At 39.2% G+C, this 20,823-nt stretch carries 15 protein-coding genes; 10 read left to right on the top strand and 5 right to left on the bottom strand.

Translation table 11 applies throughout. The features are described 5' to 3' along the window. The first annotated feature begins 1 nt into the window (after window position 1). The 6 genes from ODZ84_RS18120 to ODZ84_RS18095 all read left to right on the top strand — a co-directional run bounded on the left by ODZ84_RS18120 (window position 2) and on the right by ODZ84_RS18095 (window position 8,325). A complete protein-coding gene (locus ODZ84_RS18120) occupies window positions 2–952 on the top strand; it encodes an LLM class flavin-dependent oxidoreductase (protein ID WP_266173787.1) in 951 nt (316 codons plus the stop codon). Beyond that, entirely contained in the window at window positions 933–4,037 is a 3,105-nt protein-coding gene (locus tag ODZ84_RS18115) for a lantibiotic dehydratase (RefSeq protein WP_266173786.1), read from the top strand. Before ODZ84_RS18120 ends, ODZ84_RS18115 begins: the two co-directional genes overlap by 20 nt. After that, complete coding sequence (locus tag ODZ84_RS18110; protein WP_266173785.1) at window positions 4,034–6,244, top strand: peptidase domain-containing ABC transporter; 2,211 nt, start codon at window positions 4,034–4,036, stop codon at window positions 6,242–6,244. The genes ODZ84_RS18115 and ODZ84_RS18110 overlap by 4 nt, the downstream gene beginning before the upstream one ends. A gap of 314 nt (window positions 6,245–6,558) precedes the next feature. Continuing rightward, complete coding sequence (locus ODZ84_RS18105) at window positions 6,559–6,765, top strand: bacteriocin-like protein (protein WP_266173784.1); 207 nt, start codon at window positions 6,559–6,561, stop codon at window positions 6,763–6,765. Window positions 6,766–6,811: 46 nt separating this feature from the next. After that, complete coding sequence (locus ODZ84_RS18100) at window positions 6,812–7,621, top strand: GLPGLI family protein (RefSeq protein ID WP_266173783.1); 810 nt, start codon at window positions 6,812–6,814, stop codon at window positions 7,619–7,621. Between the two features lie 83 nt (window positions 7,622–7,704). Beyond that, on the top strand, window positions 7,705–8,325 hold the full coding sequence (locus ODZ84_RS18095) for a hypothetical protein (RefSeq protein WP_266173781.1): 621 nt from the start codon (window positions 7,705–7,707) through the stop codon (window positions 8,323–8,325). Between the two features lie 21 nt (window positions 8,326–8,346). On the opposite strand, the gene ODZ84_RS18090 is transcribed toward ODZ84_RS18095, so the two are convergent. Both ODZ84_RS18090 and ODZ84_RS18085 read right to left on the bottom strand, forming a co-directional pair. Further along, window positions 8,347–8,922 carry a hypothetical protein gene (locus ODZ84_RS18090; RefSeq protein ID WP_266173780.1) on the bottom strand — a complete coding sequence of 192 codons (576 nt, stop codon included), beginning with the start codon at window positions 8,920–8,922 and terminating at the stop codon, window positions 8,347–8,349. A 194-nt stretch (window positions 8,923–9,116) separates the two neighbouring features. Continuing rightward, complete coding sequence (locus tag ODZ84_RS18085) at window positions 9,117–9,701, bottom strand: hypothetical protein (protein ID WP_266173778.1); 585 nt, start codon at window positions 9,699–9,701, stop codon at window positions 9,117–9,119. A gap of 115 nt (window positions 9,702–9,816) precedes the next feature. On the opposite strand from ODZ84_RS18085, the gene ODZ84_RS18080 reads away from it, so the two are divergent. Both ODZ84_RS18080 and ODZ84_RS18075 read left to right on the top strand, forming a co-directional pair. Next, window positions 9,817–11,673 carry a tail fiber domain-containing protein gene (locus ODZ84_RS18080; RefSeq protein WP_266173777.1) on the top strand — a complete coding sequence of 619 codons (1,857 nt, stop codon included), beginning with the start codon at window positions 9,817–9,819 and terminating at the stop codon, window positions 11,671–11,673. A gap of 240 nt (window positions 11,674–11,913) precedes the next feature. Continuing rightward, window positions 11,914–14,655 carry a PAS domain-containing protein gene (locus ODZ84_RS18075; RefSeq protein WP_266173776.1) on the top strand — a complete coding sequence of 914 codons (2,742 nt, stop codon included), beginning with the start codon at window positions 11,914–11,916 and terminating at the stop codon, window positions 14,653–14,655. 156 nt (window positions 14,656–14,811) lie between these two features. On the opposite strand, the gene ODZ84_RS18070 is transcribed toward ODZ84_RS18075, so the two are convergent. Further along, window positions 14,812–16,803: a PAS domain-containing sensor histidine kinase gene (locus tag ODZ84_RS18070; RefSeq protein WP_266173775.1), complete on the bottom strand. Its 1,992-nt coding sequence runs from the start codon at window positions 16,801–16,803 to the stop codon at window positions 14,812–14,814. Between the two features lie 292 nt (window positions 16,804–17,095). Here ODZ84_RS18070 and ODZ84_RS18065 point away from each other — a divergent pair, with 292 nt between their 5' ends. Further along, on the top strand, window positions 17,096–18,103 hold the full coding sequence (locus ODZ84_RS18065) for an SDR family oxidoreductase (RefSeq protein ID WP_323136772.1): 1,008 nt from the start codon (window positions 17,096–17,098) through the stop codon (window positions 18,101–18,103). A 1,261-nt stretch (window positions 18,104–19,364) separates the two neighbouring features. Then, window positions 19,365–20,282, top strand: coding sequence for an IS982 family transposase (locus ODZ84_RS18060; protein WP_323670686.1), 918 nt, complete (start codon window positions 19,365–19,367; stop codon window positions 20,280–20,282). A gap of 46 nt (window positions 20,283–20,328) precedes the next feature. On the opposite strand, the gene ODZ84_RS18055 is transcribed toward ODZ84_RS18060, so the two are convergent. Together ODZ84_RS18055 and ODZ84_RS18050 are read right to left on the bottom strand one after the other, a co-directional pair. After that, the gene (locus ODZ84_RS18055) at window positions 20,329–20,610 is read right to left on the bottom strand and encodes a hypothetical protein (RefSeq protein WP_266173774.1); all 282 of its coding nucleotides are present in this window, start codon (window positions 20,608–20,610) and stop codon (window positions 20,329–20,331) included. A gap of 7 nt (window positions 20,611–20,617) precedes the next feature. Then, complete coding sequence (locus tag ODZ84_RS18050; protein ID WP_266173772.1) at window positions 20,618–20,809, bottom strand: hypothetical protein; 192 nt, start codon at window positions 20,807–20,809, stop codon at window positions 20,618–20,620. Between the last annotated feature and the right edge of the window lie 14 nt (window positions 20,810–20,823).

The following is a 20,823-nucleotide window of genomic DNA, read 5'->3' as shown; positions in this document are numbered from 1 at the left end:
CATGAAAACAAATAGCATAGGATTACTAGAACTGGGATACAGAAGCGGCAAAGACTCAATCACTGCTCTTAACGACGTAGTGGATTATGCCCTTCATGCAGAGAGACTGGGATACAGCAGATTCTGGCTGGCGGAGCACCATTACTCCGACATCAGAAATCTCGCCTTCTCCAATCCGGATATTCTGATCGCCATGATCGCCGGAATGACAGAAAAAATCAGAGTAGGCTCTGCAGGAACTTCTGTTCCGAGCTACTCTCCTTATGCCGTAGTGACCAACTATAAATTAATCAACAATATATTCAGCGGAAGAATCGATCTTGGATTATCCAAAGGAGTTCCCGAAAGCGAGCACACCAAGAACCTTTTAAATCCGGATATGCTGGAAAAAGGAATCGGAAATGTTTTTAAAGAAAATGCAGAAGAGATCCATAATCTCCTGTATTCGGAAACCGAAAAAAATGAGAAACAGGGGATCCTGATCCCTCCGTACGGCGGACTCATTCCTGAACTCTGGTACCTGTCCTCTTCTCTAAATAATGTAGATGATGCGGTTAATCTGCATGCTAACTACTGTGTATCCTCATTTCACAACAACGGCAGGTTCCTGCAGGATCTTGAAGGTAAAAAAGAGGAAATTACCAGATACAAGGATTCATTTTCAGAGAAAAACGGCTTTGTTCCTCAAGTTTCCCTGGCATTGGCTATCAATCTCTCGGAAAACCATATCGTAAAATCCGATGCCGTGCAGGAATCGGAATCCTTTAAAATTCTTGACCTCGGTTTTGAGCAGCTTTTTGAATTGCTGGAAACGCTTGATGAAAAGCTTGCAATCGATGAATTTATTCTGTACGATACAGAAGGAGACAGTGATAGAAAAACAGCCAATGCCGAGACGATAAGCAACTTCTTTAACCTGCAATCTATTCAACATGAAAACGCAATTAGATAACATCAATATTGGTTTTATGAGGAACGCCCTTTACTCATTTAAACAATTTAAAGATATTCCCAAAAGTACCACGGATCTTGATCATTTCGTTCTGGAATTATGGAATGACAGCATCTTCAGAGAATCTATTTTTCTGGCATCTTACGAGTTGTATAACGAGTGGGCAAGATTGTGCCAGGACGATCCGTCTTTATCTGCGGTAAAGAGAAGTAAAATCAATAATTCCATTCTGAAATATTACATCAGAATTACCACGAGATCTACTCCCTTCGGAACATTTGCGTCTCATTCGGCGTTCGAATTAAACTCAGAAAATAAGGGTATAGAAATAGAAAATATGAATTCTATCAGTCGCTATACGACCCTGGATTTATCTTTTCTTTTTCAGGTGATCGCATTAATTAACAGAGATTTTCCGGAAGTTCACGAATATGCGCTTAATGATTCGGTTTACAAATTAGGTGACTATTACCGCTATATTGAAACAACGATACAGAACGAGAAAAGAATCTATACTTTAAGCTCATTGGAAAAAGATGAACTTCTGGACTTCCTGGTTAATACCACTGCCGGAAACCATTACTCTTTCAAAGATCTGGTAGCTCTGGTCGCAGAAAACGTTGAAGGTGTTTCTGAAGAAGATGCAAGATATTACATTTTCAGTCTTATTGAGGCACAGTTCTTTAAGAGTACTTTTGATATCTGCCTCAATGAACATTCACCTTTACACCAGATCATTGTCTACCTTCATTCGAAGAAGGATTTTCATGCTGATCTGGAAGAATATCTGAAGATCCTCATTGAAATGGACGGCCTTCTGAAGATATTAAATTCCGGTGTAGGACAGCCCCAGGACTATTATGATGATCTTTTCACCCTTGCCAATCAGTTTGCCGTTCTATATGACCGCAAGCATCTGATTAATTCATCCCTGAAGAGAAACCTTGACTTTTCACCGGTTTCAAAAGATGATCTTGTGAAAATTAAGAAAGCAGTCAATGCGCTTACCTGCTTTTATGACAAGGAAAATGAGATCGTAAATGAAAATCTTGAAAAATTTAAAACTGCATTTTATTCACGGTATGAAGAAAGTCTGGTTCCTTTGGTGGAGGTATTGGATAATGAAAGCGGAATCGGATATATCCAGGAACAAAACAGCGAAAATGATTTTTCCTCTCTGCTGGATACCCTGAGCTGGCCAGATATTGATCAGGATTCTTTCACAATCACTTACAATAAAAAGATTCATGAGTTCTGGAGAAGAGCGATTAATAAAGCGATTGGAAACAGCGAAACTGAGATCGACTTAAGTCAGTACGACCTCAACAGCATTAAAGGTTCCGAAGAAATCAACCTTTCCAAATCTTTATCCGTGATGATAGAAAAAGTGTCGGATAAAATTGCGGTAAATACGGTAGGAGGCACCAGCGCTGCGAATCTTATTGCCAGATTTTCCAATGAAGATGAATCTGTCGTGGCGCCGATGAACAGAATTATCCATGAAGAACAAAGTGATGACCATTTCATCTACGCAGAATTACTGCATCTACCGGACAACAGAGTGGGAAATATCCTGCTGCGACAGGTGAAGAGGGGAAATCAGTTATCCTATCTTACCAAGGCTTCGGCTTCAGAAAACACGATTAACCTGACGGATCTTTATATTAAAATGATGGATGGCCGAGTGGTTTTATTCCATAAGGAACTGAATAAGGAAGTCAAAATCTTTCATTCTACAGCGCATAATTTTGATTATAATTCCCTTCCCGTGTATCAGTTCCTGTGTGACCTGCAGAATCAGGATATTTCAGCATCCCTCATTCTGAATATTGGAGATACCAATTACTTAATGTACGACCATATTCCCCGCATTACTTTCGGAAGCGATATTATTTTCACACCGGCGCTATGGAGAATATATCAGAATGAAGTCGCAGGAATTAAAGTTAAAAATAATGCAGAAAGCCTTAAAACACTGAAACAGCATCTGTCAGATAAAAAGACAGGCCGCTATTTCTTTATTTCTCAGGGGGATAATAAATTGCTGATCGATTCTGAAAATGAAAACTTATTACTGTTTCTGGTTGATGAGCTGAGATCCAAGGAAATGGTAACGTTAACAGAATGTCTCTATGACCTCAATACGGATGAATTCAACAATGAAATTATCATCCCGATGATCAACAGAAATTATAAACCTTTAAAAACAGCACTGGACGGACATGTTTTACATGTAAATGCATCTGACAATAAATTTATTCCCGGAAACAAGTGGCTGTATTACAAAATCTATTGCGGAACTAAATTTTCTGATAAAATACTCCAGGATGTTTTCCCCGGCCTTTTACCCCAGCTGAGTGCAGAGGAGCTCATCAAAAAATGGTTTTATATCAGATACAACGACCCGGATAATCACATCAGGCTAAGAATGGAAATCAACGATGGCGACTCCACTAATACTGCTAAAATCATTACCGCTTTCAACGATTATTTTGACAGATACATCGGTGAAGGTATCGTGAACAAAGTAGAAATAGGAACGTATGACAGGGAGTATGAAAGATATGAAGGTGAATTCATCAATGTAGCAGAGCATATCTTCCACTATGACAGCCTATTATCTACTGACCTATTGAAAAACATTCAGAATAATGACGATCTCTGGCTGTATGCTATTAAAAGTATTGACACGTATTTTACTGTTTTTAATCTTGATCTGGATAAGAGATACGAAATCATCAGTAAGCTGTACACCGGGTTCCAAAAAGAATTTAATGTGGACAGCAATCTTAAAAAGCAGCTCGACCTGAAATACCGGAATAACCTGAATATCATTACGGAGATCGTAGAAACAGAAAATAGCGGTTCTTATTTCTCGGACTTTGCAACTTCCATTACAGAAAACTGCAGAGAAATAGATAATCTGAAAACGGAACAAAAGGAAAGATTAGTCAGCAGTTTCATCCATATGCACATTAACCGGCTGATCAGATCCAGACACAGAATGCACGAACTGATTATTTACGGTATTGTGGAAAAGTATTACAAAATGAAAATCGGCAAAAGAAAATATCTCGTATCATGAAGCTAAAATTTATCCCTCAACACGATCAGATGGACTGCGGCCCTGCATGTATCGCCATGGTGGCTTCTTACTTCGGTCAGAATATTCCGCTCCATTTTTTAAAAGAAAATGCCAATCTTTCAAGAGAAGGCGTTAGCTTACTAAGCATCAGCGAACTGTGCGAAGAGATCGGTTTTGAGACCTATCCTGCCAAACTGACACTGGCTACGTTGGATGAAAACGGCAGCTTACCCTGCATCCTTCACTGGAACAAAAACCACTTTGTCGTGCTGCTCGATGTAAAGAAAAGCCTGATCTCTGGCAAAAAAAGATATAAAATAGCCGATCCCAGCCATGGAATGATCTGGATGAGCGAAAAAGATTTCCTGAAAAGCTGGCTTTCTGACGGAGAAAACGGAGTAGCTCTTTTTGTAAGCCCTACCAACAGTTTCTACCAGCAGACTTTTCCCGAAGAAGAAAAAATAAGCCTTTCTTTTGCCTTAAAGTATTTTAAAGAACATAAAAAGAAATTTCTTTTCCTTTCAGGAATGCTTTTAATTGGAAGTTGCCTGAGCCTTGTTTTTCCTTTTCTTACTCAGAATCTTATTGATAAAGGAGTAAATACAAAGGATATAAACATCATCACCGTTATCCTTATTTCCCAGATTGTTCTGTATTTGGGAAGTATCACCATAGAAATTTTAAGAAACTGGCTGATGCTGTATATCGGAACAAGGATAAGCATCTCCATCATTTCAGATTTTCTTAAAAAAATGCTGCTCCTTCCGATGGGTTTCTTCGACACCAAAATGAAAGGAGATTTCACCCAGAGAATCCAGGATAATGAAAGAATAGAAGATTTCCTGACCTCCCAGAGTCTGATGACCTTCTTCTCCATGATCACCTTTCTTGTATTTTTCGGAGTTCTCTGGTATTATAATGTTGCTATCGTATTAATTTATTCAGCTTTAACGGCGTTATCATTAGGCTGGGCGCAATACTGGCTTAAGAAGAGAGAAATCCTGGATTATTACCGTTTTAGGGAGAAAGGAGAAAGCCAGGAAAGTGTATATGAAATTCTGAACGGGGTTTCAGAAATGAAACTCAACCAGTTTGAAGACTATAAAAGACAGGAATGGGAAGGTATTCAGAACAAACTTTTCAAAACTACCCTCCGCATCTTACGGGTTGACCAATACCAGTTTTCGGGATTTGAATTCCTGAATCAGGTAAAAAACATACTGGTAACTTTCTTTGCCGCCCTACAGGTGGTAAAAGGAACCATGACGATCGGAGAATTATTGGCGATCTCCTACATCATCGGACAGCTGAACTCTCCTGTTAATCAGATGATCTCGTTTTTCCGTTCCTTACAGGATGCCAAATTAAGCCTTTCCAGGCTGAATGAAGTTCAGAACCATGAAGAAGAGGAAAAAGAAGGAATGAAAGCTCTTGCCGTGGACAATACCACGATACAAAATGAAGAAGAGAGAGGCATCACCTTAAATAATGTTTCTTTCCAATACGAAGGCCCGAAATCACAGTTTGTTTTAAAAGATGTCAACCTGTTTATTCCGGAAGGTAAAGTTACCGCCATCGTCGGAGCCAGCGGAAGCGGTAAAACAACTTTGATGAAATTATTATTAAAGTTTTATGATCCGACTTACGGATCGATTCATTACAATGAGGATGATATTCTTACCTTATCACCGAAAAGTATTCGCGAAAACTACGGCGTAGTGATGCAGGACGGATTTATTTTCTCCGACACCATAGAAAGAAATATTGCGACCAGCGAAGTGGAAATCAATACCCGGAAAATGGAAAATGCCGTAAGGGTAGCCAATATTTCATCTTTTATCGATAATCTTCCTTTAGGCTATAATACCAAGATCGGTGCTGCAGGAAACGGAATTTCGGGAGGCCAGAAACAGCGGGTGCTTATCGCAAGAGCCGTCTATAAAAACCCTCATTTCATTTTGTTTGATGAAGCTACTTCTGCTCTGGATGCCGAAAACGAGAAGATCATTCATGATAATTTACAGGAATTTTTTAAAGGCAAAACGGTTATTATCGTAGCACACCGTTTAAGCACCGTGAAAAATGCTGATCAGATCATTGTTCTGAAAAACGGATCGGTGGTTGAGAAAGGAAATCATCAGGATCTAGTAAACAGAAAAGCAGACTATTACAGTCTTGTTAAAAACCAGCTTGAACTGGGGAATTAATTAGGTTACAGTTTTTTAGATATATCATTTTCACAGTAAAACTCCCTTGATTTTTCAGGGAGTTTTCGTTTGCATAAATGGATAAAAACAAAAAAATATTACAGTAATCATCAAAAGTACTGTAATAATATCCATGTCCTTTCTTCTGAATTATTCAGATGTATATTCTATTGATCTATCTCATCAAGAGCATCCGATGATTGTGAAAACAAATGAGCACCACTTACGGATTCCCTTAATTATTAATGATTTAAATCCTGTACTATTGTATCAGATTGCAATCCCAAATAATTATTAATCAAAAATGTGTAACTATGAAAAGTTTAAAAAAATTGAGCCGGAATGAACTTAAAAATGTAAAAGGGTCCGGACCGGCAAATCCAAGTTTTGAAACCGGGAATTGTGGAGATTCATGCGGAATTGGTGATGGGGTGTGTGAGAGGTTCGGTTTGTCCTGTGGATTTTTTGCACTCACCAACGGTCAGGGCATCATTACTTCTACCTGTATGAAATGTATGTAAACCATAAAGGAGGTGTTTTCATCTCCTTTATACTAATATATTTAACATGAAAAAAATTATTCTAACCCTCCTGTTGATGTTATCAAATATACTGATGTCTCAAAATTTATCTTTTGTCTATGAACTTAGGTATAAACCGGATTTTACAGAAAACGGCCTAACTAACAAAATATTTATTTTAGATGTTTTAGGGAAAGAATCTGTATTCAGATCTGAACAGGAAAGGAGATCTGACTCCCTGAAACAGAGAACAGGATTCGGAACCGGACAGAGTGTGATTTACTCTGACCAGATTTATATTCAGAAAAATCTTATCCGTAATCATATTATAAAAAGTATCACGACACCTTTTATTAAAGAAGATTATTTTATCACAATTTCTGAACCGCTGGAATGGAATATTGTTTCCGAAAAACAAAAAATAGGCGAATACGATACTCAGAAGGCAACAGTGCGTTACGGTGGAAGAAACTGGACCGCCTGGTTCACATCCCATATTCCTATTCAGGAAGGACCTTATATTTTTCACGGGCTTCCAGGCTTGATCGTGAAAATTTCTGATGAAAAAGCAGAATATGATTTTAATCTGATCAGCACCAGAAATTCGAGCAATACCAGTCTCTTCATCCTGAAAAAAGGCAGAGAAATAACCTGGGATAATTTAAAAAAACTTCAACTAGACTATTATACAGATCCATCCGCTCCCATAAAATCAACCGGTGCCAGGATAAAAATTGTTGATCCAAAAGGAAATGAAATTAAAATGGATACAAGAAATATTTCTCAAAATATTAAAAAAAGAATCAGAGATCAAAACAATTCTATTGAACTTGACAGATTGGTCATTTATGAATAAAATATCATTACGGTATATCCTGAAAATTTATTCACTAATTTAGAGTCACCATATATTTCTGAACGGCAATTAAAACTTTTAACATGAAATATAGTCAATTAGGTAGCAACCTGAGAGTAAATGTGTTAAAGATGTTTATTCGAATCACGATTCTTACAACAGGATTTTCTGTCCAGGCGCAAGACGGAACTTACGAATTGAAAAATAAAAATGGATCTTACAGTTACATTTCATTAATTAAAAAGCAAAATCATATTACTGCTGAAATATTTGCTTGGTGGAACACCACTACTGCACAGACCGGCTCATATTACGGGACAGGAATTCTGGCAGACCGGCAGTCTGTCTTAAAAAGTGATGAAAACGACCCTGACTGTACGGTAAGACTAAAACTCATCAATAATGCTCTACATGCAAAGTTCGAAAAATGCGCCCCGGATCATTTAACCGAAGATTTCAATGGAATGTATACCAAAATTTCGGATGCGACAGCAGGAGACTATAAGGTAACATCCGAAAAATCATTTCTCTATTCGGAACCGGCTGAGAAATATAAACAGAGCGCATATTTAATAAAAGGGGACACAGTCACTTTAAATCTTGACCGTATAACAAAGGGAAACTGGATTTATATTTACTTTAAAAGTGCAAACGGCAAAGAAACTTCCGGATATATAAAGCCAGGTGATGTCAGAAAGATATAAATTCATACAAACCTTCCACTGTTACATGCGCCACAGGCTCCATTCTGATGTTACGGCCTCTGGTCTGATTTCTTTTACTCTCTGATAAAAATTACGGAAGTTTTTATTCCAAATGCTAAAATTGTGTGTAAACTTATATTCTATGAGCTCTGGACCCCTGTATACTTTGATCTTCCAGACCCGGCTGTTGTTCAGCTGAGTCGAGGTACTGCAGAGTTCAGCGATATCTGACAGCGGATATTTTAATGCCGATGTTCCGTCATCCACTGCGTAAAAAAAGTCCCGGTCAAAATAAAAATCTTCTTGGCTGACGAAACTTTTTTCTATGCCCAGAAGAAATGGTTTCCGCGAAATCCTGAAAACAGATGTACTGTCAAAATTTACAGTGTTACTTCGATCAGAAGCACCCGCCGATGGCCTGTTATCCTGAGCTGAGCGTCTGAAGTACTGGTACACCCCTAGAGCAAAGAAAACAGCAAAAACCATATTCAGTAAGACCAGAATGGTAACGAATGACTTCTTTTCAGAAATGGTAACCGTAAGAAGTATAGTCGCAGCAGCATAGATTGCTGCCAACAGTAAAATTCTTTTTATCATATGAGTAGATTAATATCTGCATCAGCTTACCATTCACGTGATTTTCAAACCCTATGTAATTAATCATTCATTATCTCACATTACAGATTATGGCAATTTTCAAAGGATTAAGATAATTGTTCGTTGCTATCTATCTAAAAGCATGCCTGACAACTCAATGGTATGCGGCGGCTTAACTATGTCATGATCAGTTTCTAGTATAAATCGCCTTTTATAATGATCTCAGGATGATAAACAACAGCTTTTTCCAGGAGATGTTTTCTCTGCACAGGATTACTGTCGATTGAGAAAAAAAAAGACCTTCCTTTAGTTTTTTTAAATATAACCAGTTTATTTTGCCTTCCTCTGGTGAAGATATTGGTCTTTATCTGAATTTCTTTTAATTCTGAAAAGTAAAAGTCGGGTTGTCTGAGCCAGGTAAAGATCCTGATTTTTCCGGAGTAAATGATAAATGAAGGAAGATATTTTTCCAGCCAGAAGCGGGATTCACTTATTTGGATTAAGGTCTGCAGATCATCGTCATTCATTATCCTTAATACTTCTGTGTAACTTTTAAAGAAAAAAAGATTGAGAACCAGCACCATAATTAAAAGCATCAGTACAATGATAAAAAGTATTTTCGCAAAACTGTAGACGTGCAGTTCTTCATCAAAAATACTATAGATCACAATACACGCCGAAATGAGCGTAATGAATATTCCCAGGATAACCCCCGTGATTATTCGTACTCTGTTAATCTTTTTAAGGAACCATTGACGATTATTTTTATTTTGTATCATGTGTATAGAAATTCAATCTCATAATTACTAAAACTAAATAATATTATTTAGTTTATTTTGATATTTCTTTAAAAATTTTAATTATTTTTACCATATAACATCATAATAATTAAATATGAAAAAATATTTAGTACCAGCACTTCTTATGTTAGCTATCTCTGGCAATGCGCAGGTAGGCATTAATAACGTAATTCCAAGGGCAACGTTAGACATCTCTGTCGTTAACAGCAATACGCCAGCCAATACAGACGGACTGCTCATTCCCCGGATTAACTCGTTTCCGGTGACTAATCCAACGGCGGATCAAAACAGCATGCTGGTGTATTTAAGCTTACCTACACCCGCGGGATCACCTTTCGGAGCAAATTCTCCGGGATATTATTACTGGAACTTCCCTCAGTTAACCTGGGTTCCCTTGAATAATTCCGGATCGGTCTGGCTCATCAATGGCAACAGTTCCACAGTAGACGGTACGAACTTTTTAGGGACTATCGACAATACCCCACTGAACTTCAGAATCAATAACGAACGGTCCGGAAGAATAAGTACGATACAGACTTTCTTCGGATACAGGTCGGGGAACAGTGACGCCGGAAACAATAATGCAGGAATCGGCGACAATGCCTTATATGCCAACACTACGGGAAATAATAACGCTGCTTTCGGTTCAAGCACATTATCCAATAATACTTCAGGAAGTGAAAATGTTGCTGTTGGAAAAAATGCAATGAATCAAAATACAACTGCTTCCGGAAATACGGCAGTCGGGTTTGAAGCCTCCTATTCCAATGCTGTTACCGGCGGAAATGTATCTGTAGGTTATCAGGCTCTGAGAAACAACACAACAGATTCCAATACGGCTATAGGATACCAGGCTTTAACCGGAAATGTATCCGGCAGCGCCAATACGGCCATCGGGCGAGGGACTTTAAGTGCCAGCGGTAATGGGAGCTCCAATACGGCCGTTGGCAAGGAATCTATGCAGAATAATACCTCCGGAGAGAATAACAGTGCGGTAGGCATCCAGTCGCTGCGAAGCAATACTACCGGAAATGACAATACAGCATCCGGCGCTTTTGCGCTCTACTCCAATACGACCGGTACCAACAACTCGTCTTATGGAATCAATTCCATGAGATCTACCATTACAGGAAGCAGTAATACAGGGATGGGTAAAGAAGCCATGTATAACAATACCACAGGAAATGGTAATGTAGCCCTGGGGTTTGCCTCTATGTATGCCAATATGGATGGTAATGATAATGTAGCTGTAGGTACAGACGCGGGAAGAGACAACTCGTCAGGATCAGGGAACGTGGCAATAGGCCATGACGCTTCCCGCATCAATACTTTAGGCAGCTGGAATGTGGCCGTAGGTAATCTGGCCCTTTACAATAATATAAATGGCAACAATAATACCGCGCTGGGTAATAGTGCCGATGTTACAGCTGCCAATATCAGCAATGCCACTGCGATCGGGAACGGAGCCAAGGTCAATATTTCCAATAAAGTAAGAATCGGTAATGAAAATGTCACGGTGATTGAAGGTCAGGTAGCGATGTCGGTGGCCTCAGACAGAAGATATAAAGAAAAAATAGCTCCGATACCATTGGGGTTAGACTTTATCAACCAACTTGAACCTGTAGAATATATTAAAAAAAATGATCCCGAAAAGCGGATGGAATGGGGACTGATTGCTCAGGACCTTGAAAATACACTGGGTAAGAATAATTACAAAAACGCAGCCATTATCAATAATGGGCGATCGGATAATGATTTTCTTTCGGTACGGTATAATGATCTTTTTGCCCCGATTATCAGAAGCATTCAGGAATTATCTGAATCAGACAAAAAAAATGAAAAACTGGAAAAAATTATTAGTGAGCAGGAGTTAAAAATCATGGATCTACATTCAAAACTGGATATGCTGGAGAAAAGAATAAATGAATTGACAGCTTCCGGCATCCGATAACCAGTAATAAGCCTCACAAAAAAATAATGTATAGTATGGATTTGCATTTACAGTAGAGAAAGATGATTGGATTGATTTATTTACAAATAATTGAAAATAACTTTTAGGTTTAAAATTTATTTTTATAAAAACTCTTTAATTAATATCTACTTTAAATGTCTACATTTGTACCTTCTTATCCATGTTGAACCGATTGAGATTTAGCGGGTAAGCTTTATAAAATTTATCTCTTTTAAATCTATGATTGGATTTTTCTCTGCCTTGGGTACGGAAGCACTTCTTGAAATTCTTAAACAATCCAGTGATGCAACAGCGATCTATACAGGATCAGACATTACGATACAGCTTGCTAATGATGCTATGCTTACCATTTGGGGAAAAGACCGGTCTGTTCTGGGAAAACCGATTGAAGAGGCTTTACCCGAAATAAAAGGTCAGCCTTTCACCCAGCTGTTAAAACAGGCATGGCAAACAGGCGAAACGTATGAAGCAAAGAATACGCCTGCCACCCTTGAAATTAATGGCGAAATGGTCACCTCCTATTTTGATTTTATCTATAGACCTATCCTGAACGATGAAGGAAAGGTTTACTGTATCCTCCATACCACCGTGGATGTGACCGAAAAGGTCAGAGCATGGGACTTGGTGAAGGAAAAGGAAGAACGCGAACAAAAAATCAATGAGGAGTTAGCTGCTGCCAATGAAGAATATAAGGCGACTAACGAGAAACTCAACGATACCCATAACCGTTTGTCAAAAGTATTCCAGAAGCTGGAGTTTACCGAAAACAGAATGCAGGAATTGGTGAGGACCACTCCCGTCGGACTGGCTTTATTAAGAGGTCGTGATATGCTCATTGAAACAGCCAATCCCGAAATGCAGACCATCTGGGGATATACGCAAAAAACAGTATTAGGCAGACCGTTACTGGAAATCTTCCCGATGCTCAAAGGCCAGGTTCTGTCTGATCAGCTTGATCTTGTTTATTCTTCAAGCACAGCGATCTCCATCAGGGAAATTGTTTTTAATGCTTATGCAGATGGTAATATAGAAATGAAATATCTCGACATCAGTTTACAGCCTCTTCTGGATGTTAACCGTCATGTAGATGCAGTAATGGCAACAATTGTAGATGTTACGGAGAGAGTAACGGCAAGAAAGGAATTGGAGGCACGCGAACTCAAGTTACAGGAGTACACTGAAGAGCTTACGGCTTTAAATGAAGAGATACAGAGCACTAATGAAGAACTGGGTACACTGAATGAGGAATACGCTGCCACCAATGATCACCTGGATGCAGCCAATCAGCAGATTACGATATTAAACGATCTGCTGCAAAACCAAAATGCTGACCTCAGGGTAGATAATCAAGGGTTTCAGAAGGATATTTCCAATTTGGACAGCTCTAATAAACTTCTGGAAGACAGAAACAGAGAACTCATCCAGTTAAATAACACTATTCTAAAACTTAATGACCAGCTTTCTGACAGTGAGACAAGCTTCAGTAATCTTATTGCACAGGCGCCGGTAGCCATGATGCTGGTCAAAGGAGATGATTTTATCATTACGATGATTAATATCTCTATGTTGGAACTGATCGGTAAAGATATTTCAATCATAGGGAAGCCATTATTTGAAGAACTTCCGGAGCTCAAAGGGCAGCATGCAGCCAATATGCTGATCGAGACCTACCGGAAAGGATTGCCTCATTCGGATTATTCCAATTCTGTGAAACTAAACCGTGGCGGGAAAGAAGATAAAGGCTTTTTTAATTTTACCTATACCCCATACATGGAAAACGGTAAAGTGACGGGAGTAATCGATATGGCCATGGAGGTCACGCCGCAGGTTTTGGCCATTCGGCAGAAAGAGCAGACGATCCTGGAGAAGATTGCGCTTGAAGAAACACTCAGGAGCAGTGAACAGCGTTTACACAGTATTCTGGAAACAATGGCTGAAGGAGTGGGTGTAACAGACGCTAGCGGGCAACTTATTTATGCTAATCCCATGGCACAGCAAATATTAGGAATAAGTGAAAGTACCATCAAAGACAGAACCTACGATGACCCGCAATGGCAGAACTTAAGGCTGGACGGCTCTCTCCTCCCTTCTGAAGAACATCCCATGTCTATTATGTTTGCCACAGGAAAACCGGTGTTCGACCACGAAATCGGAGTACAGCCTCCGGACAGAGATAAATTCTACATTTCCATTAATGCTGCACCGATCTTTGACAAAGAGGGAAAAATTTCCGGAGGTATCGGAACTTTTATGGATGTAACGGCCCGCAGAATGATTACACAGGGAAAAGATGACTTCATCAGTATTGCCAGCCACGAACTTAAAACGCCGGTCACGGCCTTAAAGGCTACCCTGCAGCTTCTGCAGCGTTCTCACGAAAAACTTTCCGGTGAAACCAGAGCAAGACTTCTGGATCAGTCCGTTAAAAGCTTAGATAAACTTTCGCATTTAATCTCTGATCTTTTAGATACCAGCAGAATTGAGCAGGGACACCTGAGACTGGATAAAAAACCTTTTGTCCTCTCAGAACTGTTTGACAATTGCTGTTCTAACCTAGGAGACAGTACAAAACAGGAAATTATATTCCAGGGTGATACGGCCCAGATGGTGAATGCTGACAACCAGCAGATTGGGCAGGTGATGATCAACTTTATCACCAATGCGATTAAGTATGCTCCCCAGTCGGAAAAGATTTTCGTAAAGGCTGAAAAAATAAGTGAAGAAGAAATAAAGATCAGTGTAAAAGACAACGGACCGGGGATTCCAAAGGAAAATCTTATTCACCTGTTTGAACGTTATTACAGAACCAATTATCATGGTCAGAAGTTTACAGGTCTTGGTTTAGGCCTTTACATCAGTGCGGATATTATAAAAAATCACGGGGGAAAGATCGGAGTGGAGAGTGAGCTGGGAAATGGCAGCGAATTCTGGTTCACCTTGCCGCTTGAGAAAAACGAGTAAGGTGGATAAGATGATAATGGCGTATCATCTTCATCAATTCTACAGTAAAGTCATCTTTAAGGTATGGGCTCATATCACAGAATTGCAGGAAAGTTCTTCCGGGGCTCTTAGGACCAGAAAAATTTGATCCGATGATCACATGTGCCTATTCATAATTCAGCTGAGCTTTTGTCCGTTTATCGGTAAAATAAATGAAAATACAGTACCTTCTTCCGGCAAGCTCCGGACCTCGATAGTACCACCGTGAAGTTCAATAATTTCCTTACAGAGATAAAGTCCTATACCAAAGCCGGCGACTGATGTGTCATTAATATCCTTTACTCTGTAGTAGCGCTCAAATATACGCTTCTGATCATCCGCGGAAATCCCTTTTCCGTAATCCTGAACATTTACTTTCAAACGGTTATCACCAATCGTGAGATATTCTACGGTAACTGATGTGCCCATCGGGGAATACTTCACTGCATTTCCGATAAGATTATGAAGTACCTGCGAGATCTTCTCACGGTCTGCCAATATAGATTGCGATCCCGAAGACTGAAAGATAAAACTGTGGGTAAAAATAGTGGAAAGAACCTCATCCTCAATTTCCGAAAACAACACCTGGAAATCAAAGACTGTTTTATCAATATGCATCTGTCCTGAGTCAAGTCTTGAAACATTAAGAAAGCCATTAATCATTCCCGTCATATTATCCACCTGCTTTAAAGACTTTTCCAGCGTATTTTGCTGCAGGAGGTTTTCTGTTTTTACTGCCATCCGGTGTAAAACCTGGAGATAGGCCCTGAGTGAAGTAAGCGGTGTTTTGAGTTCATGACTTACCATCCCCATAAAATCATCTTTTCGTTCTTCCTCTTTCTTCTGTTGAGTAATATCCCTCAACGTACCGTTAAGGCTCAGCGGATTACCCTGCTGATCATAGAAAACTCTGCCGTTGGCCTGGAGCATCCTTATCTTTTCGTCGGTATTATTTTTAATCCGGTATTCTATAAAATAATAGCCATCCGAATCTTTCGTAAAAGAGTTGGTAATCGCTGCCATTACCCGATCCCGGTCCTCCGGCAGGATGACCGCCAATGCTAGGGAAAGCTCTACATCTTCATCGGAGGACAAACCAAACCAAGTTTTGAGAAGAGTATTTCCGGAAAAGAGATTGGTCGCGGGCTGATAGTAGAAGGTGGCAAGTTCCCCTGCATCTATGGCAAGGGCCAGCATCTGCTGGTCATTTTCATTCTTCTGCCGCTCCAGGACCTGTCGGGTGATCTCTTCCAGAATGATCAGAACTCCTGAAATATTACCGTTATCAGAAAATATAGGCTGGTATATCGAGTTTACGATGGCATCTCTCAATCCATCTTTATGGCGCAACTTTACCTTAAACTCAGTATTTATTTTAGGCTTTCCGCTTTCGTAGACTTCCCTGAGCCAACCATTTACTGGCTGGTCCCGCAACTCGGGGCGGGCATTTTCATGAGGGTGGCCAATAACCTCCGCCTCTGTGCGACCCCATATCGTGAGAATGGCCGGGTTGGCAATTTCAATGATATGTTCCGGGCCTTTCAGCATGGCAATTCCTACAGGAGCCTGTTCAATGATCGTTCGGATGTACTCCCTGCTATCAGCCAGCTGCTTTATAGAATGGCTGAGCTCTTCATTGGTACAGGTCAGCTCTTCAAGCGTGGCGGCCATTTCTTCATTAAGAGCGTGCTCCCGTTCTTCTTTCTGCTGTATTTGCTGCAAAAATTCACGGCGTGAAGTTACTTCTAATGCCGTATTAAGTATACACCATGTTTTATGATCATCACCAATCAGTGCTTTATATTCGTAATCAAAATAATCGAGCGTTTCCTCTCCGTTTTTTATCAGTTTTGCAGGAGCATCGGATACCGAATACGTTTTGCCGGTACGCCAGACCTCCCGCAACAGTTCTAAAAAGGGCTGTCCTTCCAGCTCCGGGATTGCCTCCATCAATGGCTTGCCTATTACGGATGAGTCTTTGCCCCACAGCGCTAACATGCCCGCATTGGCAAAACGAATGATCATATCTTCTCCTGAATAGATGGATGTAGGTGCCGAAGATGAGGTTAATGCCTGAATGATTAAATCCAGGCTGAAGCCTTTATCCGACAAACTTTCTTGGGTAATCATAATATGACAAATATATACAAAGTAATTTATTTGCCCATCTAAAATGGTATATGAATACCAGAAAAAATCATCTTACCTAGTGATGTCTTTCCCGGAATGATAAACCCTGCCTATGTCCTCTGAACTTGAATGGAAATTAAATTAACATGAAAATAGATTACAATAATTTATAAATCGTAGGTCAAACGGCATAAAATTAGTTTTTATAAGTTGATTAAACATTTAATCGATCCTTAAATCCATTAAATTTGAGGATTATATATACCCAAACCATCACAAAATAGTAAATCTCATGGAAAAATCTATTACACGAAGAAATGCTTTAGGAAAAATAGCATCTACCATTGCTATTGCAACTGTGGCTCCGGCAGCGCTGGCACAGTCATCTCAAAATCAGAAGCCACGAAGTATGACAGGGCCTGACCTTACTGACCCAACGACCAAATATCCGAGGCCTCCTTTCAAAAGTCAGTTTCAGCCCTTTCCCGGACTGGCCAGTAAAATGGATCCGGTTCCGGACCATGGTGAAAAAAGCTATGTAGGATCCGGAAGACTGATGGGCAGAAAAGCACTGATCACCGGAGGAGATTCCGGGATCGGCCGCGCAGCAGCCATTGCCTACGCGCGCGAAGGTGCCGACGTGGCAATCAATTATCTTCCTGAAGAAGAATCTGATGCCGCAGAAGTTATTGAGCTGATCCGGAAAGCGGGACGCAAGGCCTTTGCCATTCCCGGCGATATCCGAAATGAGGAATTCTGCAAAAAACTGGTCGCCCAAGCCGTACAGCAATTGGGCGGACTGGATATCCTGATTAATAATGCCGGTCACCAGAAAAGCAATGATTCGATACTGGATATCAGTACCGAAGCGTTTGACAGGACCATGAAGACCAACATTTATGCGCCGTTCTGGATCACAAAAGCAGCACTTCCGCACCTGAAGCCAGGCTCTTCTATAATAGGGCTTTCATCAGTTCAGGCTTATGACCCTTCAGAAAATCTGTATGATTATGCCCAAACCAAAGCAGCAACCACCAGCTATGTGAAGTCTCTGGCCAAACAGCTCGGACCTAAAGGAATACGGGTAAACGGGGTGGCACCGGGACCGGTTTGGACCGCTCTGGAAGTCAGCGGCGGGCAGACCCAGGAAAACCTTGTTAAATTTGGAGAAGATACCCCGTTAGGAAGACCGGGACAGCCTGCTGAACTCGCTTCGATCTTCGTTCAGCTTGCTGCCAATGATGCCAGCTTTACCACTGGGCATATTTATGGAGCTGCGGGCGGAAGCGGGCAGCCATAAACATTTATGAAAAGAACCTGCCCGGCCACTGAATGACCGGTAGAAAATTATAATATAAAATCATTTCCGCATAGGAAGCTAACAAATATATAAAGGCCATTTCATAGATTGAGACGGCCTTTTTCAGAATCTATTGCTTTTGAACTCTTACAATAAACTGCTACCGCACGATTCTATCATGTGGTATTTTATTATCTCAATCCCATATTCACAGCTTATCATATAAAGACCAATTACATAATACAGCAAAACCCTCTATAAACATCTCAACAACGCTACCGCACGATTCTATCGTGTGGTATTTACTATCTTAATCCTATATTCACAGCTTATCATATAAAGACCAATTACATAATACAGCAAAACCCTCTATAAACAGTTCAACAACAACGCTACCGCACGATTCTATCGTGTGGTTATCTACTATCTCAAACCTAATCCACTTTAGAAAGCTTAAAAAAATACCGCAGAATTAAGTGTACCTCAGAAGAAAATCAAGATTCAACAAAGCTTCCGTGTACTTCTTCTGCACAAAGTATACTACTTAAATAACTTAAGTGTTAAAAAAACTTTTGGATTTCAGACAACCACACGAAGGGATTCGTGCGGTAGCGGTGTGGTATTTACTATCTCACACTTAAATACACTTTAAAAGGTTAAAAAAAATACCATAGAATTAAGTGCGCTTCAGAAGAAATTAAAGATTTTCAACAAAACTTTCGTGTACTTCTTCTGCGCAAAGTATACTACTTAAATAACTTAAGTGTTAAAAAGACTTTTGGATTTCAGACAACCACACGAAGGGATTCGTGCGGTAGCGGTGTGGTATTTACTATCTCACACTTAAATACACTTTAAAAGGTTTAAAAAATACCATAGAATCAAGAACACATCAGAAGAAAATCAAAGATTTTCGAGACTTATGTGTACTTCTTCCACGTAAAGTAGATTACTTAAATAACTTAAGTGTTAAAAAAACTTTTGGATTTCAGACAACCACACGAAGGGATTCGTGCGGTAGCGGTGTGTTTATTTACTCTCTCTTTAAGTAAACTTATAAAGCTAAAAAAAATACCGTAAAATTAAGTGCGCTTCAGAAGAAATTAAAGATTTTCAACACAACTTCAGTGTACTTCTTCCAAGCGAAATATATTACTTAACCTGAGTTCGGGATAAGGAAATGAAATAAAATTTGTATGAAAAAGTAATAATTCGTATATTTAAGTTATTGATGTTCAAATATTTAAACGAATTATTACTTATGATTTTGAAAGACCAAATTACAAATATTTTTGTACAAATTAATGATTTTTGTAAAGAGTTTGCTGCTCAAATTAAAAAAATGAAAAAACAGGCCCTTGGGGATAGCAAGAAAAGAAGAAACAGAACATCCAGAATGTCTGATTCTGAAATTATCACCATCATGATAGGATTTCACTTAGGTGCCCACAAAACATTTAAGCATTATTACAAAGAAATAGTTTGTGGGTATTGGAAAGATTTATTTCCCACCAGTCTTTCATACAATCGGTTTATTGAACTTCAGCAAAGAAACTTTGTGGTTTTGGCCTTGTTTCTGAAAGAAAAATGTTTGGGAAAATGCACCGGAATAAGTTTTATGGATAGTACAGCTCTGAGAGTTTGCAGAAATCAAAGAATACACAATCATAAAGTTTTCAAAGGTTTGGCAGAACGTGGAAAATCTTCAATGGGTTGGTTTTATGGCTTTAAGCTTCATTTGGTTTGTAATGAAAAAGGAGAACTCTTATCCTTCTATTTAACAAAAGGAAATGTAGATGACCGAAATCCAAAACATATAAAAAAAATGACTCAGCAGCTGTTTGGAAAATTATTTGCAGATAAAGGATATCTTTCAAAAGCTCTATGGGAAATGCTTTTCGCTGATGGCATTCAGCTTTTTACCAAACTCCGAAAAAATATGAAAAATCATATTATGAAGATGGAAGACAAAATTTTATTAAGAAAAAGAGCAATAATTGAGACTATAAATGATGAACTTAAAAATCATTGCCAGATAGAACATACCAGACATAGAAGTGTGAACAATTTTATAATCAATATTTTGGGAGGATTAACCGCATATTGCTTCTTCCCTAAAAAACCCTCACTAAACCTCAATAAAGGAAATGACGGCCAATTGTTTTTACAATTCGCTTAAACCGAACTCAGGTTACTTAAATACCTTAAGTGTTATAGGTATACTGCTATCCGATGATGGTTTTTTCAGTATGCTCCTTTGCACAGTTTAACGCTTCTTCAGCAGCATCATACGGTACGTTCATCGATATTTCGAATCCGTTAGCCATAAAAAAAGTTACTTTGCCTTCTACATTAAAACTAAGAAAGCCTATCTGGTTAACATTAACAATTACCGGCTTACCCAAAATTTTCGCCCCGTCAATAGCATTCGGCTTTTTTACATTGATCACTCTGGATGGCCATATGTAAATAAGTCCGGCTGTAGTTGTTTTCAGTATATATGACATAGAAATTTTAAGCTAAATTACTAATAGAAGATATGGTTTTCTGAGACCATCTTATAAACCCGCTAATAGTCTCATTAAATAACTGCCCGTTATTTATATTCGCATCAAAAGGAGGAAGATATTCCTGTTTCTGCAGAGATACAAATACCAGATAATTAAAAGGTCTGTTTCCCTGGCAGGTATCTGATGCTGATACCATCTTTATAAGATTTT

It is taken from the genome of Chryseobacterium fluminis, from assembly GCF_026314945.1.
In the GTDB taxonomy this organism is placed as follows: domain Bacteria; phylum Bacteroidota; class Bacteroidia; order Flavobacteriales; family Weeksellaceae; genus Chryseobacterium; species Chryseobacterium fluminis.
Note: the sequence above shows the minus strand (reverse complement) of the source record. Positions and strands in the feature narration are given on the sequence as shown.

Excerpts from the sequence above, each read along its gene's own strand:
- ODZ84_RS18120 (WP_266173787.1), top strand. The coding sequence starts at position 2 with ATGAAAACAAATAGCATAGGATTACTAGAACTGGGATACAGAAGCGGC.
- ODZ84_RS18115 (WP_266173786.1), top strand. The coding sequence starts at position 933 with ATGAAAACGCAATTAGATAACATCAATATTGGTTTTATGAGGAACGCC.
- ODZ84_RS18110 (WP_266173785.1), top strand. The coding sequence starts at position 4,034 with ATGAAGCTAAAATTTATCCCTCAACACGATCAGATGGACTGCGGCCCT.
- ODZ84_RS18105 (WP_266173784.1), top strand. The coding sequence starts at position 6,559 with ATGAAAAGTTTAAAAAAATTGAGCCGGAATGAACTTAAAAATGTAAAA.
- ODZ84_RS18100 (WP_266173783.1), top strand. The coding sequence starts at position 6,812 with ATGAAAAAAATTATTCTAACCCTCCTGTTGATGTTATCAAATATACTG.
- ODZ84_RS18095 (WP_266173781.1), top strand. The coding sequence starts at position 7,705 with ATGAAATATAGTCAATTAGGTAGCAACCTGAGAGTAAATGTGTTAAAG.
- ODZ84_RS18090 (WP_266173780.1), bottom strand. The coding sequence starts at position 8,922 with ATGATAAAAAGAATTTTACTGTTGGCAGCAATCTATGCTGCTGCGACT.
- ODZ84_RS18085 (WP_266173778.1), bottom strand. The coding sequence starts at position 9,701 with ATGATACAAAATAAAAATAATCGTCAATGGTTCCTTAAAAAGATTAAC.
- ODZ84_RS18080 (WP_266173777.1), top strand. The coding sequence starts at position 9,817 with ATGAAAAAATATTTAGTACCAGCACTTCTTATGTTAGCTATCTCTGGC.
- ODZ84_RS18075 (WP_266173776.1), top strand. The coding sequence starts at position 11,914 with ATGATTGGATTTTTCTCTGCCTTGGGTACGGAAGCACTTCTTGAAATT.
- ODZ84_RS18070 (WP_266173775.1), bottom strand. The coding sequence starts at position 16,803 with ATGATTACCCAAGAAAGTTTGTCGGATAAAGGCTTCAGCCTGGATTTA.
- ODZ84_RS18065 (WP_323136772.1), top strand. The coding sequence starts at position 17,096 with ATGGAAAAATCTATTACACGAAGAAATGCTTTAGGAAAAATAGCATCT.
- ODZ84_RS18060 (WP_323670686.1), top strand. The coding sequence starts at position 19,365 with ATGATTTTGAAAGACCAAATTACAAATATTTTTGTACAAATTAATGAT.
- ODZ84_RS18055 (WP_266173774.1), bottom strand. The coding sequence starts at position 20,610 with ATGTCATATATACTGAAAACAACTACAGCCGGACTTATTTACATATGG.
- ODZ84_RS18050 (WP_266173772.1), bottom strand. The coding sequence starts at position 20,809 with ATGGTATCAGCATCAGATACCTGCCAGGGAAACAGACCTTTTAATTAT.